Origin of the sequence: Klebsiella sp. GW_Kp181, from assembly GCF_040062315.1 — a bacterium.
Classification (GTDB): Bacteria; Pseudomonadota; Gammaproteobacteria; order Enterobacterales; family Enterobacteriaceae; genus Klebsiella; species Klebsiella oxytoca.
On the sequence record NZ_JBEAFR010000059.1, the window covers coordinates 54507 to 70113 of the forward strand.

General features: G+C 53.1%; 13 protein-coding genes and 1 tRNA gene. 2 read left to right on the plus strand and 12 right to left on the minus strand.

The annotated features are described in order from the left end of the window. The first annotated feature begins 38 nt into the window (after nt 1-38). The gene (locus ABLV11_RS14670) at nt 39-521 is read left to right on the plus strand and encodes a zinc ribbon-containing protein (RefSeq protein WP_004100180.1); all 483 of its coding nucleotides are present in this window, start codon (nt 39-41) and stop codon (nt 519-521) included. Nucleotides 522-884: 363 nt separating this feature from the next. Here the strand turns inward: ABLV11_RS14670 and ABLV11_RS14675 are convergent, their stop codons facing one another. From ABLV11_RS14675 to miaB, 11 genes are all read right to left on the minus strand, one after another. Next, nucleotides 885-2663: a filamentous hemagglutinin N-terminal domain-containing protein gene (locus ABLV11_RS14675; RefSeq protein WP_126488789.1), complete on the minus strand. Its 1779-nt coding sequence runs from the start codon at nt 2661-2663 to the stop codon at nt 885-887. Between the two features lie 64 nt (nt 2664-2727). Continuing rightward, nucleotides 2728-4398 (minus strand): ShlB/FhaC/HecB family hemolysin secretion/activation protein, encoded by a 1671-nt coding sequence (locus ABLV11_RS14680; RefSeq protein WP_126488790.1) that lies wholly within the window; start codon nt 4396-4398, stop codon nt 2728-2730. A 296-nt stretch (nt 4399-4694) separates the two neighbouring features. Further along, the gene (locus ABLV11_RS14685) at nt 4695-5420 is read right to left on the minus strand and encodes an amino acid ABC transporter ATP-binding protein (RefSeq protein ID WP_004100186.1); all 726 of its coding nucleotides are present in this window, start codon (nt 5418-5420) and stop codon (nt 4695-4697) included. After that, nucleotides 5420-6094 carry a glutamate/aspartate ABC transporter permease GltK gene (gltK, locus tag ABLV11_RS14690; RefSeq protein WP_004100190.1) on the minus strand — a complete coding sequence of 225 codons (675 nt, stop codon included), beginning with the start codon at nt 6092-6094 and terminating at the stop codon, nt 5420-5422. The genes ABLV11_RS14685 and gltK overlap by 1 nt, the downstream gene beginning before the upstream one ends. Then, nucleotides 6094-6834 (minus strand): amino acid ABC transporter permease, encoded by a 741-nt coding sequence (locus ABLV11_RS14695; protein ID WP_004111387.1) that lies wholly within the window; start codon nt 6832-6834, stop codon nt 6094-6096. The genes gltK and ABLV11_RS14695 overlap by 1 nt, the downstream gene beginning before the upstream one ends. Before the next feature lie 163 nt (nt 6835-6997). Further along, nucleotides 6998-7909 (minus strand): amino acid ABC transporter substrate-binding protein, encoded by a 912-nt coding sequence (locus ABLV11_RS14700; RefSeq protein ID WP_348855384.1) that lies wholly within the window; start codon nt 7907-7909, stop codon nt 6998-7000. Nucleotides 7910-8275: 366 nt separating this feature from the next. Beyond that, nucleotides 8276-9814 (minus strand): apolipoprotein N-acyltransferase, encoded by a 1539-nt coding sequence (lnt, locus tag ABLV11_RS14705; RefSeq protein ID WP_126488791.1) that lies wholly within the window; start codon nt 9812-9814, stop codon nt 8276-8278. A 22-nt stretch (nt 9815-9836) separates the two neighbouring features. Then, entirely contained in the window at nt 9837-10715 is an 879-nt protein-coding gene (gene corC, locus ABLV11_RS14710) for a CNNM family magnesium/cobalt transport protein CorC (RefSeq protein WP_017146349.1), read from the minus strand. 98 nt (nt 10716-10813) lie between these two features. Continuing rightward, nucleotides 10814-11281, minus strand: coding sequence for an rRNA maturation RNase YbeY (gene ybeY / locus ABLV11_RS14715; protein ID WP_004100202.1), 468 nt, complete (start codon nt 11279-11281; stop codon nt 10814-10816). Next, on the minus strand, nt 11278-12324 hold the full coding sequence (locus ABLV11_RS14720; protein ID WP_004100205.1) for a PhoH family protein: 1047 nt from the start codon (nt 12322-12324) through the stop codon (nt 11278-11280). Before ABLV11_RS14720 ends, ybeY begins: the two co-directional genes overlap by 4 nt. A 143-nt stretch (nt 12325-12467) precedes the next feature. Beyond that, nucleotides 12468-13892, minus strand: coding sequence for a tRNA (N6-isopentenyl adenosine(37)-C2)-methylthiotransferase MiaB (miaB, locus tag ABLV11_RS14725; RefSeq protein ID WP_004100208.1), 1425 nt, complete (start codon nt 13890-13892; stop codon nt 12468-12470). A 208-nt stretch (nt 13893-14100) separates the two neighbouring features. On the opposite strand from miaB, the gene ubiF reads away from it, so the two are divergent. Then, a complete protein-coding gene (gene ubiF, locus ABLV11_RS14730) occupies nt 14101-15276 on the plus strand; it encodes a 3-demethoxyubiquinol 3-hydroxylase (protein WP_126488792.1) in 1176 nt (391 codons plus the stop codon). Between the two features lie 109 nt (nt 15277-15385). Here ubiF and ABLV11_RS14735 read toward each other — a convergent pair. Continuing rightward, a tRNA-Gln gene (locus ABLV11_RS14735) sits at nt 15386-15460 on the minus strand. Nucleotides 15461-15607: the final 147 nt, after the last annotated feature.

The window sequence follows — 15607 nt, forward strand, 5'->3', positions numbered from 1 at the left end:
TATCATTAGAAGAAGTTAACCACACCGGAGGCGAAAAGATGAACAAGGTAGCTCAGTTTTACCGAGAGCTGGTGTCGACGCTCAGCGAGCGGTTACGCAATGGAGAACGCGATATCGACGCGCTGGTGGAGCAGGCCAGGGTAAGGATTAGCCAGTCCGGCGAGTTAACGCAGAGTGAAATCGACAACGTCATTCGCGCCGTCAGACGCGATCTGGAAGAGTTTGCGCTCAGCTATGAAGAGAGCCAGGAGGAGCTCACCGATAGCGTCTTTATGCGCGTGATTAAGGAGAGTCTGTGGCAGGAGCTGGCGGATATCACTGACAAAACCCAGCTTGAGTGGCGCGAAGTCTTCCAGGATCTCAGCCACCACGGCGTTTATCACAGCGGCGAAGTGGTTGGGCTCGGCAATCTGGTCTGTGAGAAGTGTCATTACCATCTGCCGGTTTATACGCCGGATGTGCTGCCGCGTTGTCCAAAATGCGGGCACGATCAGTTCCAGCGTCGTCCGTTCGAACCCTGATCGATCGGGTCTGGTGCATAATTATTGCATCGGGCCCGATTAAAAATGATTAATTGTAAATTTTTTAGCCAATATAAGTTATATATTGGCTTTCGTTTTAAAAAGATGCCGTTCACCCTTTTTATTTCAACTGATTTGCTACTCATTATTTCACTCAGGTACGGATTATCGTAGAGCATGATATGCAGCACATTGCAGGTATCACGGCATATTCCATTGGGCAAATTAATTTACAATAAGATGCTCGGTGCGCGAGGTGATGCTGGCTCGCTTGCTAAAGGTAGGTGGGTTCTGTCTGATACAAGGCGTTGTCAGTTGCGGTTAATCATCGGCGATGCGCTGTTACCAGCGCATCGCTTATTTTTAACGAACGGTGTTTATTTCTGCATATTTATATTGCTGATGGCCGCCCATTTCAGAGGCGTAGTTATGATAAGAGTTAAGGACCAGTTTGTTAGCGGAAATAGATCCTTTACCGCAGGTTGACAGATAGAAAAAGCCGCAGCGGTAGCCGCCATTTTTGACATTCCTGGTGCTCATCGTCAGGGTGCCATTAGCTTTAATGGTCTTGTAGTTTGTAATGTCAGCATTAGTTTGCGTATACAGCGTCATATCTTTGTTCGCAGCAAGCTGAGCTTCATTAAGAATACCGTTGATTGCGCTGATGTTGATATTATCTCCGTCGATTGTTGCCCGGTTGCGCAGGTAGTTACTCTGGATATTCAGTGTGCCTCCGTAAATATGATTAGTGTTGTCTATGACATCACTTTTAATCATCAGCGAATTATTGCCAATAATGCTACCTTCCTGGTCCAGATTTCCGTTAGTGATAATCGTTACGTCATCGCCGGAAATCCGTCCTGAGTTATATATTTTCCCGGAATTGATTTGGTCATCCTTTACAGATTTCACGTTGAGGCTGGAGTAACCCCAGATATTGCCGGTAACGTTGAGGTTATCGCCGCTGAAGGCAACGTTCGTGACATTGCCCCGGATTGAACCATCGTTGTTGATATTTTTGGCGGACACGTCTAACTGGCCATCGGATAGGATATATGAGCCATAGCGAGTAGTGATATCGCCATTGCTGGCTACGGATAATGCTTTAGTTCCGCTAATGGTACCTGTATTAACCAGGTTACCCGTCGAGCTAATCGCTAACCCCTGGCTGCTGGAAATAGTGCCATCATTGGTCAGGGTATCCATGCTACTGAGTTGTGTAACGTAAGCGGTACTTTTAATCGTACCCGTATTTTTCATATCCAATGCTGAAACAATATTTGTCATAAGACCATTCCCGTTGATGGCCCCTTCATTAACCAGATAACCATAGCTGGTCATGGTGAGCATGGCGTTTGCGGTAACGGTGCCTTTATTTCGCACGCCGAGCCCTAAAGTATTACCCACCATACTGATACTATTGGCCTTGATTCCGCCCAGGTTGCTGATATCAATGCTGTATTCAGGTATGAGCATCTGCATAACCGTCGCCGTTTTCCCCAGGGTAGCCATTTTCCCTGTGTTGTTGTCAAACGTGAAGTTACCCGCACCTAATGTTGCGTTGGCGGCGGTCACGGTGCCGTTAATCGCAATGGCATCCGCAAGCAGGGCGGCATAGTTAGTAGAGGCATCCATACCTTTATCACCGATGGTGATCTTGCCTTGCGTGACCGTATAGCTATCAATCGCGCCGGTATCGCTCAGGTTGACCTGGCCCGTGGTGAGTACCGCTTTGTTGGTGTTGATAAAACTGCACCCGGAGCAGGTGATGCCGTTGGGGTTGGCGATCACGACATCGGCTTTTTGTCCATTCACCTCGATAAAGCCCTGAAGGTTACTCATTTGATTGGAGGTGACTTCATTCAAAATAACAGAAGCGCTGCCGTTGGTCAGATTATTATTCTTAGCGATATTACCGTGAGTGCTGTGATTAACGTCGCTGGCGCTGTTGTTTAAAATAGTGCCGTTAGGGCCGACGTTGAATTCGCGATATAAGTTATGCGAGACGCCTGCGGCATTAGGCGCTTCAATATCAATAACATTTGCCCCTGATTTATGCGTATAGCTTGACGGGTCGGCATAAACAACGGATGAGCTTAGCGCTGCCGCCAGCGCAACATAGGAAACCTTGAATTTAAACATGTAATTTATTCCTTTAAATATAAAAAGATGAATCAGTAAATAGCAGTAATGTGCGGATGAAAGACTAATACCTCCACTGTAATGAAAAGCCCATGTTCATGGCATCGCTATGAAAGTCATCAGGTTTACTGATAGGCGTGCCGATAAAAAAGTCATATTGCGTTGATGCTATTTCTCCACGGACCCCGCCGACTGCGCCAGAAAGGCTTTTCCCTTGCTGCGCGCGCTCATTGCCGATGATTCTGCCGAAATCGAGGCCAAGATATAACTGCCGGTCGGGGGTAGGTATATTCCAGCTAAAATCGTTACGCCAGTACCAGCCCTGATTGGCCGATAGCGTATTTTCGCCGTCAAAACCACGAATCGTCCAGCGATTGCCGATATTAAACTGGTTGTCCGAAGATAATATATCCGGGCTGACCTGGGCATGGAAACGCGGCATCCAGCTAAACTTATCGCCGGTTGCGGCAAACTGCATTAATGCCTGAATATCAGCATGCACGACGCGCGAATGGCGGCTGTATAAACCGGCTTTTTCCTCTGGCGTAGGCACGGAGCTGAGCCACGGCAGGCTGCGCTGAATACCCACGCTGGCGTCGACAATTTTATTGTTAAAATAGCGCTGGTGGCGCAGGGTAAATTCCCAGACCGGATTCTGTTTGCGCATAACGTAAAGCTCATCGCCGCCAAAAAAGTAGTGTGAACTGCTTTTCGCTATGCGCAGATCGGCGGTCGTTTTTTGCTGTCGGGTGTGTGAAAGCAGGCGGCTAAGGGTCGCGCTGTAATAACGGTTTTTACTTTTATAGTCGATGCTTGACCATCTTCCTTTAAACAGCTGGCGGTACTGGCTGTAGGAGCCGTACATGCTCAATGACCAGTAACCAAAAGGTACGGAGTAGTAAAGGTTGCCGTTATGGTTGCCGTCGTTGTGCTGGTTGAATTCAACGTCGCCGCCTGCCGAGATGGACAGAATATCGTTCAATGAGGATAAATCGTACAGGTATAGCGCGCCGCCGCCCTGATAGCGCCCGCTGGCGCGGCTACCGGCATCATCAAGCCAGGCGCCAACCTGCCACTGTTTATCCGTTACGCGGGCGATTTCAATATCGCTCTCGCCGATATGTTCCCCCGGCCGCAGTTTCATATGGGCGCTGGCGCCAGGCAGGCGCTGCAGGTTAGCCATCCCTTGTTCAAGATCGCTAAGGCGCAGGATCTTACCGGTATGCGTGGGCATCGAGGTCCACAGGTTCGTCGTGGCGCTATTCGGCGCAAAAGCGATGCGCCCCGTTTTGCCATAAATAAGTGTTATTTTTAGAATGCCGCCTTCTAATGATTGGGACGGAACATCGATCAGGGAAGTGATATACCCTTGCGTTATCAGCTCATTTTGCAAAGCGGTCGTCAGCAGACGAATTCCTTCTAAACCTAGACAATAGCCAATCGCCTGGGAGGTAATTTTACCGAGGAGGGCTGTTGTTTTGGCTTTATCTTCCGAAGCAATATCAACTTGCGTGATATATCGACAGGTCGCTTCTTCAGGAAAAATTAAGGTCTGCGTCTTTACATTGCTTCGAGTAGATTGGTACTGCTGCTGGTGGGGCGTTAATGCGCTTTCACGGGCTTTATCCTGTTCAACCTGGTTTACCGTTGCGGCCTCAATACCTGCGCGGGCAGTAAAACAGGTGAGCAGATTTAAACACAAAATAATGGCCAGTCTGTTGGTGTTAGTCCACATGAAGCAATATCCGTTTGTTTCATTGAGTGAGATTATTATTAATAGCTATGCGCGGTCGGAAATAGCCAGCGACGTATAGCAAGCTGATTGAAATATTATTTTTAAATAATTCATACTCCGGGGGATTATTACAAGAGGCTGTATGCTAACGATGCCGTGGCGGTTTATCCATTCACCCGCCCCTGAATTCTTTGTGAAATATTTACTTCACGTTGTGAAGCTGACGCCTTGAGATGGAGCGATTGAAAGGAGAAGGGCAGCAGGCGCGCACGGTGATATCGTGCGCGCCGCAGAAGTTAGTGCAGAATTTTGGCGAGGAAGTCTTTGGCGCGTTCTGATTGCGGGTTAGCAAAAAACGCTTCTTTATCGGCGTCTTCGACTATTTTACCTTCATCCATAAAGATGACCCGGTTGGCGACCTTACGCGCAAAGCCCATTTCATGAGTAACCACCATCATGGTCATCCCTTCATTCGCCAGTTCAACCATGACGTCCAGCACTTCATTAATCATCTCAGGGTCAAGCGCGGAAGTGGGTTCATCAAACAGCATAGCGATGGGGTCCATGCACAGCGCGCGAGCGATGGCCACGCGCTGCTGTTGGCCGCCCGAGAGCTGAGCGGGGAATTTTTCAGCATGGGCGGAAAGCCCCACGCGTTCCAGCAGCTTTAGCCCTTTTGCTCGTGAAGCTGCTTTATCGCGATTGAGCACCTTAACCTGCGCCAGGGTGAGGTTATCAATAATCGATAAGTGCGGGAACAGCTCGAAATGCTGGAATACCATCCCGACCCGCGAGCGCAGTTTGGCAAGGTTGGTCTTTTTATCGTTGACGGTGGTGCCGTCGACGATGATTTGACCTTGCTGGATGGGCTCCAGGCCGTTGACGGTTTTAATCAGCGTTGATTTACCCGAACCCGAAGGCCCGCAGACCACCACCACTTCGCCTTTTTTCACTTCCGTGGAGCAATCGGTCAGCACCTGAAAGTGACCATACCATTTTGAAACATTTTTCAGGGTAATCATTACACAGTCCTTTTCTTCAACCAGCTGACCAACAGCGATGCGCTGAGGCTAATAACAAAATATACGGCGCCTGCGAACAGCACCATCTCCACCTGGGTTCCATCACGTTCGCCAATCGTCGAGGCGGTGCGGAAAAAGTCGGCCAGGCTCAGGACATAAACCAGTGAGGTATCCTGGAACAGGACGATGCCCTGAGTCAGCAGCAGCGGTACCATGGCGCGAAACGCCTGCGGCAGGATCACCAGCTTCATGGATTGCCAGTGGGTCATGCCCAGCGCCAGCGCGGCGCTGGACTGGCCGCGGGAGATACTCTGAATACCGGCACGAATGATTTCCGAGTAATAGGCTGCTTCAAACATTGAAAAGGCGATCATCGCCGAAATCAGCCGGATATCGGTTTTTGGCGACAGACCAAGCACGTTCTGCAGGAAGCCCGGGACAATCAGATAAAACCACAGCAGTACCATTACCAGCGGAATAGAACGGAAGACGTTAACGTAAGTTTTGGCAAACCACGCCAGCGGCAGGAAACTCGACAGGCGCATCACGGCCAGAATCGTCCCCCAGACAATCCCGATAACAATCGCGGTCACGGTGATTTTTAACGTGATGACCAGTCCAGCCAGCAGGTATGGCATGGAAGGGATAATAGAACTCCAGTCAAAATCGTACATTATTTACCCCCCATATTGCCCGGCAGGCGGACCTTACGTTCGACCACGTACATGATCAGCATGATGACGGCGTTGATAAAGACGTAGGCGAGGGTGATGGCGGTAAACGATTCCCAGGCATGGGCCGAGTAGTCCAGCAGCTTACCCGCTTGCGCGGCCATATCGGCAAGTCCGATGGTGGAAGCGATGGCCGAGTTTTTTACCAGGTTCATCATTTCAGAGGTCATTGGCGGCACGATAACGCGATAGGCGTTGGGCAGCAGCACGTAACGATAGGTTTGCGGTAGCGTCAGCCCCATCGCCAGCCCGGCATTTTTCTGGCCGCGCGGCAGGGACTGGATGCCGGAACGAACCTGTTCGCAGACGCGAGCGGCGGTAAATAATCCCAGACACAGCATCGAAGAAACGAAAAACTGAATATTAGGGTCCAGCTCGGACTTAAACCACATGCCGATATTTTCCGGCAGCAGTTCAGGCACCACCAGATACCAGGTGAAAAACTGCACGATAAGCGGAACGTTACGGAACAGCTCAACGTAACAGGTACCGATAGTCGAGAGTAGACGATTAGGGACGGTACGGAGAATACCGAATAGCGAGCCTACGAAGAAGGCGATAATCCAGGCCGTGACTGACAGCGTAACGGTGACCTGAAAACCACTCCATAGCCAGCCTAAATAGGTAGTATTGCCGAACGGGGCCTGTTGCAGGAATATCCCCCAGTTCCAGTCTATTGACATACATGACTCCTGGAAAAAAAAGGGTAGCAGCGCTACCCTCGAAGATTGTTGCTCAGCCTGTTTCGGTATTCGCGGCCGCTGGGGAACGACCAGCCGCCGTATAGTCTGTCCGCGCCGTAGCAACAATCGGGAGGGCAGGAGTTCCTGCCCCTTGTTTTTTTAATTAGTTAAGAGCTTTGTCGTTAGGTGATTTGAACAGCGCTTTCATTTCGTCAGAGAGTTCAAAATTCATATTCAGGTTTTTTGGCGGAATAGGATTTTTAAACCACTTGTCGAACCATTTTTCGGCTTCACCGGAGGTCTGCGCCTGGGCTACCGTCTCATCAACCAGCGTTTTGAACTGCGGATCGTCTTTACGCAGCATACAGCCGTAAGCTTCCTGAGATTGCGCCGTGCCGACGATCTCCCAGTTATCCGGCTTCTTCGCCTTCGCCCGTTCGCCCGCCAGCAGCGCGTCATCCATCATAAAGGCCACCGCGCGTCCGCTTTCCAGGGTACGGAAAGAGTCGCCGTGATCTTTAGCACTGATAATGCGCATGTTCATTTTTTTCTCGTCATTCAGCTTATGCAGCAGAATTTCGGAGGTAGTTCCGGAGGTGACGACGACGGCTTTATCCTTCAGGTCCGGAAAGTCCTTAATCGCGCCGCCTTTTTTCACCAGCAGACGGGTACCGACAACGAAAATGGTGTCGGAGAAGGCCGCCTGTTTCTGACGTTCAAGGTTGTTGGTGGTGGAACCGCATTCGAAATCATAGGTACCGTTTTGCAGCAGCGGGATACGGTTTTGAGACGTAACCGGGATCAGCTTCACCTGCAGATCCGATTTGTTCAGCTTTTTCTTGATGGCATCAACGATCGCATTTGAGTAGTCCTGGGAGTAGCCTACGACCTGCTGCTTGTTGTCATAGTAAGAAAATGGAACGGATGATTCACGGTGACCAACGACGATGACGCCGTTTTTGGCAATTTTATCCAGAGTGCTCTGGCCGGTGGTTGCTGCTGCGTCTTCTGCCTGCGCCGCGCCGGCGGTCAGTCCCATGACCAGCATCGCTGCGGCCAGTTTACGTAATTGCATATCCGACTCCTTATCCTCAGCGTCGTTAAACGCTATTGATACCCATTGTGAATGTGTGTGCTTTTTATGGCTGCCGTCTTTGCGTGCAGCATTTGTATGTGTTTGTTAGCATTTAGTTTGGCTTAATGTAAAGATTTTGCTGCTATATTGTTGGTTTTTGCGAGGCGCACCGCACCATTTAAAGGCAAAAATCCCCCATTGCACCAAAATAGCGCTGCCTGATGATCTGTGGTGGTGCAACCGGGTTGTACCCCTCAGGATCGCGTTGCTACGGGAATTTATTAAGCAATGGCCGTGCCAATATGCAACGAAAGGAAGAGATGCCCGCGGCGGCGAAAGCCGCCGCGGTAGAAGAGAAAGGAGGAATTATTGACGGCGCTGGCGCAGACTCATCAGCAGGGCGCCAAAACCGAAAAGGATGGTTAACGCCCACAGCGGCCAGTTTCCCGTACGAGCGTACGGCGTCAGTCCTGTCGTTGGGGTCACTTGGCTGGTTAACACGGCGCGGGTGAACTGCGGGATCATTGCCTGAATTTCACCGCGCGGGCCGATGATCGCGGTTATGCCGTTATTGGTGCTACGCAGTAGCGGACGGGCCAGCTCCAGCGCGCGCATACGCGCCATCTGGAAATGCTGCCACGGGCCGATAGATTTGCCGAACCACGCGTCGTTAGAGATGGTTAGCAGAAAATCCGTGTCCGGGCGGAAGTTATCCCGCACCTGCTCGCCAAGGATGATCTCGTAGCAGATAGCCGCCGTCAGTCGCATGTTATGCGCCACCAGCTGCGGCTGCACGTACGGACCGCGGCTGAAAGAGGACATTGGCAGATCAAAGAATGGCGCCAGCGGACGCAGAATCGATTCCAGCGGCACAAACTCGCCAAACGGCACCAGATGGTTCTTGTTGTAGCGATTCTTTGAGTCGTAGCTGTACGGGTTATCTTTGCCCAGCGTAATAATGGTGTTGTAAGTATCGTAGCGATTACGCGCGTTCAGGCGCGCGTCGACGATGCCGGTAATCAGCGAGCTGTTTTTCGACCGCATCAGGTCATCCATCATACTGAGGAAGCGCTGCTGATTAATTTCCAGATCCGGTATCGCCGACTCCGGCCAGACGATCAGCTGCGATTTGCCCATATGCGGTTGGGTGAGATCCAGATAGGTTTTCAGGGTATTGAGTAGTTGATCCTGGTCCCATTTCATCGCCTGGGGGATATCTCCCTGTACCAGCGAAACCGTGGTCGCGCGCTCCGGCAGCAGCTGATACCACTGAATATAGCGCAGCGGGAAGGGCAGGGCGAACAGCACGACGGCAGCGACCAGCGGCTTCCAGCTGCGCTGCACGATAGCCAGTATCAGCAAACCGCTGACGATCATCAGCAGGAAGTTAATCGCCTCGACGCCCATAACGGGCGCCAGCCCTTTGAGCGGACCGTCGATCTGGCTGTAGCCAAACTGTAACCACGGAAAGCCGGTCAGCACCCAGCCGCGCAGAAACTCGGTAACCTGCCATATCACCGGGGCGGCGATGGCAACGCGTACCCAGCTGGTTTTTGGCCACAGGCGCGAAAGAATACCGGCAAATAATCCGGTGTACAGAGAGAGATAGGCGGCCAGCAGAACGACCAGGAAAACGTTGACCGGCCCGGGCATACCGCCGAACTGCGCGATACTCACGTAGACCCAGTTAATACCGGAGCCGAACAGCCCTAAGCCCCAGAAATAGCCGATCGCGGCGCTTTGCACAGGACGGCGGTTGAGGGTTAAGCCCTGCAGGCCGATTAATGAAATAATCGCCGCCGGCCAGATGTCATAAGGTGAAAAAGCCAGCGTTCCGCTGGCTCCGAATAAAAGCGCCAGCAGCAGGCGCACGCGCTGGCGTTCAATGAGAGAGGCAAATACCATTTAGGTTAATCGTCCCGTTGGATTAGTCTTCCAGCTTCGGCTGCGGGGCATCATCAGGAAGCTTTACGTGTACCTGAATAATACGTCGGCTGTCGGCCATTGCGACCTTGAATTGGTAACCATCAATGTCGATAGACTCGCCGCGGGCGGGCAGATGGCCAAAGGCCTGCATCACCAGACCACCGATGGTATCAACCTCTTCATCACTGAAGTGGGTGCTGAAGGCTTCGTTGAAGTCTTCGATTGAGGCCAGCGCGCGTACCGTCCACGTATGGCGGCTCAGCTGACGGAAATCGATATCTTCTTCTTCGTCATATTCGTCTTCTATCTCACCGACGATCAGCTCAAGGATATCTTCAATGGTCACCAGACCCGAGACGCCGCCAAACTCATCGATAACGATAGCCATATGATAACGCTGGGAGCGGAACTCCTTCAGCATGCGGTCAACCCGCTTGCTTTCGGGCACGACAACCGCTGGGCGCAACACTTTTTCCATGCTGAAGGCTTCAGCATCGCTGCGCATAAACGGCAGCAGATCTTTGGCCATCAGAATCCCTTCGATGTGATCTTTGTCTTCGCTGATCACCGGGAAACGCGAGTGGGCGGATTCGATGATCACATCGAGGCACTCGTCCAGCGTCTGGTTGCGTTTCAGGGTAATCATCTGCGAGCGGGGGATCATGATGTCGCGGACGCGCTGGTCGGCGATATCCATTACCCCTTCGAGCATATCGCGCGTATCTTCGTCGATAAGGTCGTTTTGCCCGGAATCACGGATCAGCGCCAGCAGTTCATCACGGTTTTTCGGTTCCCCGTGAAAAAGCTGGCTGAGTAACAGGGAGAAGAATCCCTTTTTGCTGTTTACTGTGTCGCTACTGTGTGAATTGTCGTCGCTCATGGCGTCGTATGGGTTCTCATGTTGGTTAAATAGTCGCTCGTCACGCGTATACTCAGCGCCCGGCATAGCGGCCAGTCGCCGGCAAAGCCGGCAACAGGTTATTCCTTCTCGGCAATGTACGGATCCTCATAGCCCAGAGCAAGCATTATCTCCGTTTCGAGGGATTCCATCTCTTCCGCTTCTTCATCAATAATATGGTCATAGCCCAAAAGATGCAGGCTACCGTGGACGACCATATGCGCCCAGTGCGCCTCCAGCGGTTTACCTTGCTCTTGCGCTTCCTGCTCGACCACCTGACGACAGATGACCAGATCGCCAAGCAGCGGCATTTCGATGCCGGGTGGCGCTTCGAAGGGGAAAGAGAGCACGTTAGTCGGTTTATCTTTCCCACGATAGGTCAGATTCAGCTCGTGGCTTTCCGCTTCATCAACCAGCCGAATCGTGAGTTCCGACTCCTCCTGGAACTGCGGAATAACGCTATCGACCCAGCGCTGAAACAGGGCTTCATCCGGCATTCCGCTGTTATCTTCGCAAGCCAGCTGTAAATCGAGAATGACCTGACTCATTTATGCTCCTGTTCCTGGGCTTCGCGTTTGCGTTCGGCGGCCAGCTCTGCTTTACGTTTCTGGTCTGCTTCTTCCCAGGCTTCATAGGCGTTAACGATACGGGCAACCACCGGATGGCGCACCACGTCTTCGCTATGGAAGAAGTTGAAGCTAATCTCATCGACTTCTGCCAGCACTTCAATTGCGTGGCGCAGGCCCGATTTGGTGCTGCGCGGCAGGTCAATCTGCGTGACGTCGCCGGTAATGACCGCCTTAGAGTTAAAGCCGATACGAGTCAGGAACATTTTCATCTGTTCGATGGTGGTGTTCTGGCTTTCATCAAGAATGATGAACGCATCGTTCAGCGTACGGCCACGCATATAGGCCAGCGGCGCGACTTCAATCACGTTGCGCTCAATCAGCTTTTCAACTTTCTCGAAGCCGAGCATCTCAAACAGCGCGTCGTACAGCGGCCGCAGGTACGGGTCCACTTTCTGGCTCAGATCGCCGGGCAGGAAGCCCAGTTTTTCGCCGGCCTCAACCGCCGGACGGGTCAGAAGAATACGGCGGATCTCCTGGCGCTCCAGCGCGTCTACCGCTGCGGCGACCGCCAGGTAGGTTTTTCCGGTCCCGGCAGGGCCGACGCCGAAGGTAATATCATGGTCAAGAATATTGGCGATGTACTGCGCCTGATTCGGCGTACGCGGCTTAATCACGCCACGCTTGGTTTTGATATTCACGGCCTTGCCGTAATCCGGCACGCTTTCGGCGCTCTGCTCCAGCACGCGGGCTTCTTTGATCGCCAGATGAATTTGTTCCGGTTCAATATCCTGAATTTCGCCGCGCATCGGCGCGGTATCAACGTACAGACTGCGCAGGATATCCGCCGCTGCGGTGACGCAAATCGGCCGGCCGGTCAGTTTAAAGTGGTTGTCACGACGGTTAATCTCGATGCCGAGACGGCGTTCCAGCTGTTTAATGTTGTCATCAAACGGGCCGCACAGGCTCAGCAGACGGGCGTTGTCCGCGGGCTCAAGGGTGATTTCGCGAGTGTCTGTATTCAAACTGTTCCTCTTATACATTGATAGCCGGAGGGTAGCCGGTCAGGAAATTATTCACGTCATCGGAATATGGCGCAAGCATCGCTGTAGATATTGGGTTCAGGAGAGGAAATACAAGGCCTGCCGGAGCGGCAGGCCTGAACGGATTATGGCTGGTAGATACCGACGCCCAAATCGTTTTCTTTACGGGTACGGGCAATCACCGACTCCGGGGTTTCCGCGATACGCAGACCCATTTCGTCCTCTGTGCGCACCACTTTACCGCGCAGGGAGTTTGTCCAGACGTCGGTGATCTCGACATCAACAAACTTACCGATCATCTCAGGCGAGCCTTCGAAGTTCACCACGCGGTTATTCTCGGTGCGGCCAGACAGCTCCATGATGCTCTTGCGTGAGGTACCTTCCACCAGAATGCGCTGCACGGTGCCGAGCATACGGCGGCTCCAGGCCATCGCCTGCTGGTTGATGCGCTCCTGCAGAATATACAGACGCTGCTTCTTATCCTCTTCCTGTACATCGTCGACCATATCGGCCGCCGGCGTTCCCGGACGCGCGGAGAAGATGAAGCTGTAGCTCATGTCGAAATTCACATCGGCAATCAGCTTCATGGTCTGCTCGAAATCCTGGGTGGTTTCGCCAGGGAAGCCAACGATGAAGTCGGAGCTGATCTGAATATCCGGACGCGCCGCGCGCAGTTTACGGATAATCGCTTTATATTCCAGCGCCGTATGGGTTCTGCCCATCAGGTTCAGCACGCGGTCGGAACCGCTCTGTACCGGCAGGTGCAGGAAGCTGACCAGCTCCGGCGTATCGCGGTAAACCTCGATGATATCGTCGGTGAACTCGATGGGGTGGCTGGTGGTAAAGCGGATCCGGTCGATACCGTCGATCGCCGCAACCAGACGCAGGAGATCGGCAAAGCTACCGGTGGTGCCGTCGTAGTTTTCCCCGCGCCAGGCGTTCACGTTCTGCCCGAGCAGGTTGACTTCACGTACGCCCTGAGCCGCAAGCTGGGCGATTTCAAACAGGATATCGTCGCTTGGGCGGCTCACTTCCTCACCGCGGGTGTAAGGCACCACGCAGTAGGTGCAGTACTTATTGCAGCCTTCCATGATGGAAACAAAGGCGCTTGGGCCTTCGGCGCGCGGTTCCGGCAGGCGGTCGAACTTTTCGATTTCCGGGAAGCTGATATCGACGACCGGGCTGCGGTTGCCTCGTACCGAGTTGATCATTTCCGGCAGACGGTGCAGGGTCTGCGGCCCAAAAATAATATCGACATAGTGGGCGCGCTGGCGAATATGATCGCCTTCCTGAGAAGCCACGCAGCCGCCAACGCCAATGATCAGGTTGGGGTTCTTCTCTTTTAACAGCTTCCAGCGTCCTAGCTGATGGAAAACTTTTTCCTGAGCCTTCTCACGGATTGAGCAGGTATTGAGCAGCAGCACATCCGCTTCTTCCGCCACTTCGGTGAGTTGATACCCGTGGGTGGCATCCAGCAGATCGGCCATCTTTGATGAATCGTATTCGTTCATCTGACAGCCCCAGGTTTTAATATGGAGTTTTTTTGTCATCGACTTGCTCATGCTTAATTAGGTATACCCAAAGTCAGCGTCTTCACCGGATGTTGCTCTGCAATGTGAAGGGTGACGGATATAAAGCCAGGATTGCAGGGCGCGTATTGTAATGCTTTGACCGCGCCCTGACCAGTACGACCGTAATCACCGCAAGCCGAATAAAAATCCGGTAAACTGAGGAGATTCGGGTTTAAGGATAATAGCCATGACAATTCATGCAACAGATGTCGTTATCGTTGGCGGCGGGATGGTCGGCGGCGCCCTGGCGCTAGGCCTGGCGCAGCAGGGGTTTACGGTGACGGTCATTGAAAAAAACGCGCCGCCGGCTTTTGACGCTTCTTCCACGCCTGACGTGCGTATTTCGGCGATCGGCGCCTCATCGGTAGGGCTGCTGAGAGGCCTGGGGGTCTGGGATAGCGTGCGGTCCATGCGCGCCCATGCCTATCGCCAGCTCGAGACCTGGGAGTGGGAAAGCGCGCATGTGGTGTTTAACGCCGCGGAGCTGAAGCTGCCGGAACTGGGCTATATGGTAGAGAATAACGTCCTGCAGCGTGCCCTATGGCAGGCGCTGGAGACCCACGAGAACATCACCCTGCGGGTGGGCACATCGCTTCAGGAGATGCGTCGCGCAGAGACGCACGCTTCGGTCACGCTGACCGATGGCAGCCAGCTTGATGCGCGGCTGGTGGTGGGCGCGGACGGCGCCAGTTCACAGGTGCGGCAGCTGGCAGGAATCGGTATCCATGCCTGGCAGTACCAACAATCCTGTATGTTGATCAGCGTGCAGTGCGCGGAGGATCCCGGCGATAGTACCTGGCAGCAGTTTACCCCTGCGGGGCCACGGGCGTTTTTACCGTTGTTCGATCATTGGGCTTCGCTGGTGTGGTACGACACGCCGGCGAGGATTCGCCAGCTGCAGGGCATGAGCATGGCTCAGCTACAGCAGGAAATTAATCACCACTTCCCGGCGCGGCTGGGAGAGATGACGCCGCTAAGCGCGGGCGCGTTTCCGTTGATCCGTCGCCATGCATTGCAGTATGTCAAACCTGGGCTGGCGCTGGTGGGCGATGCTGCGCACACCATTCATCCGCTGGCGGGGCAGGGGGTCAATCTGGGCTATCGCGATGTCGATGCGCTGCTGGATGTCCTGGCCAGGGCAAAAGCCCACGGCGAAGAGTGGGCCAGCCTACCGGTGCTCAAGCGCTACCAGACGCGCCGTCAGGCGGACAACTTTATTATGCAGTCGGGGATGGATCTGTTTTACGCCGGATTTAGCAACGATTTGCCACCGGTGCGGATACTGAGAAATATTGGGCTGATGGCGGCCGAGCGCGCTGGCGGACTGAAGCGTCAGGCGTTGAAATACGCGTTGGGGTTGTAACGTTGAGCGGCCCGGCTGCCGTAGATGCGGCCGGGTCGGGAAGTTCCGCCGGTATCGCCGAAATACCAGAACGCAAAAAGCTCGCCGAAGCGAGCTTTTTGCTATTTATTGGCTGGGGTACGAGGATTCGAACCTCGGAATGCCGGAATCAGAATCCGGTGCCTTACCGCTTGGCGATACCCCAATTTTATTTTGGCTATCTTGTGCTGAAGTCAGACTTAATCACAGCCTGGAGAGACTTCAACAAGCGCTCCTCTGAAGCGAGCGTCTTTTGAAATTGGCTGGGGTACGAGGATTCGAACCTCGGAATGCCGGAATCAGAATCCGGTGC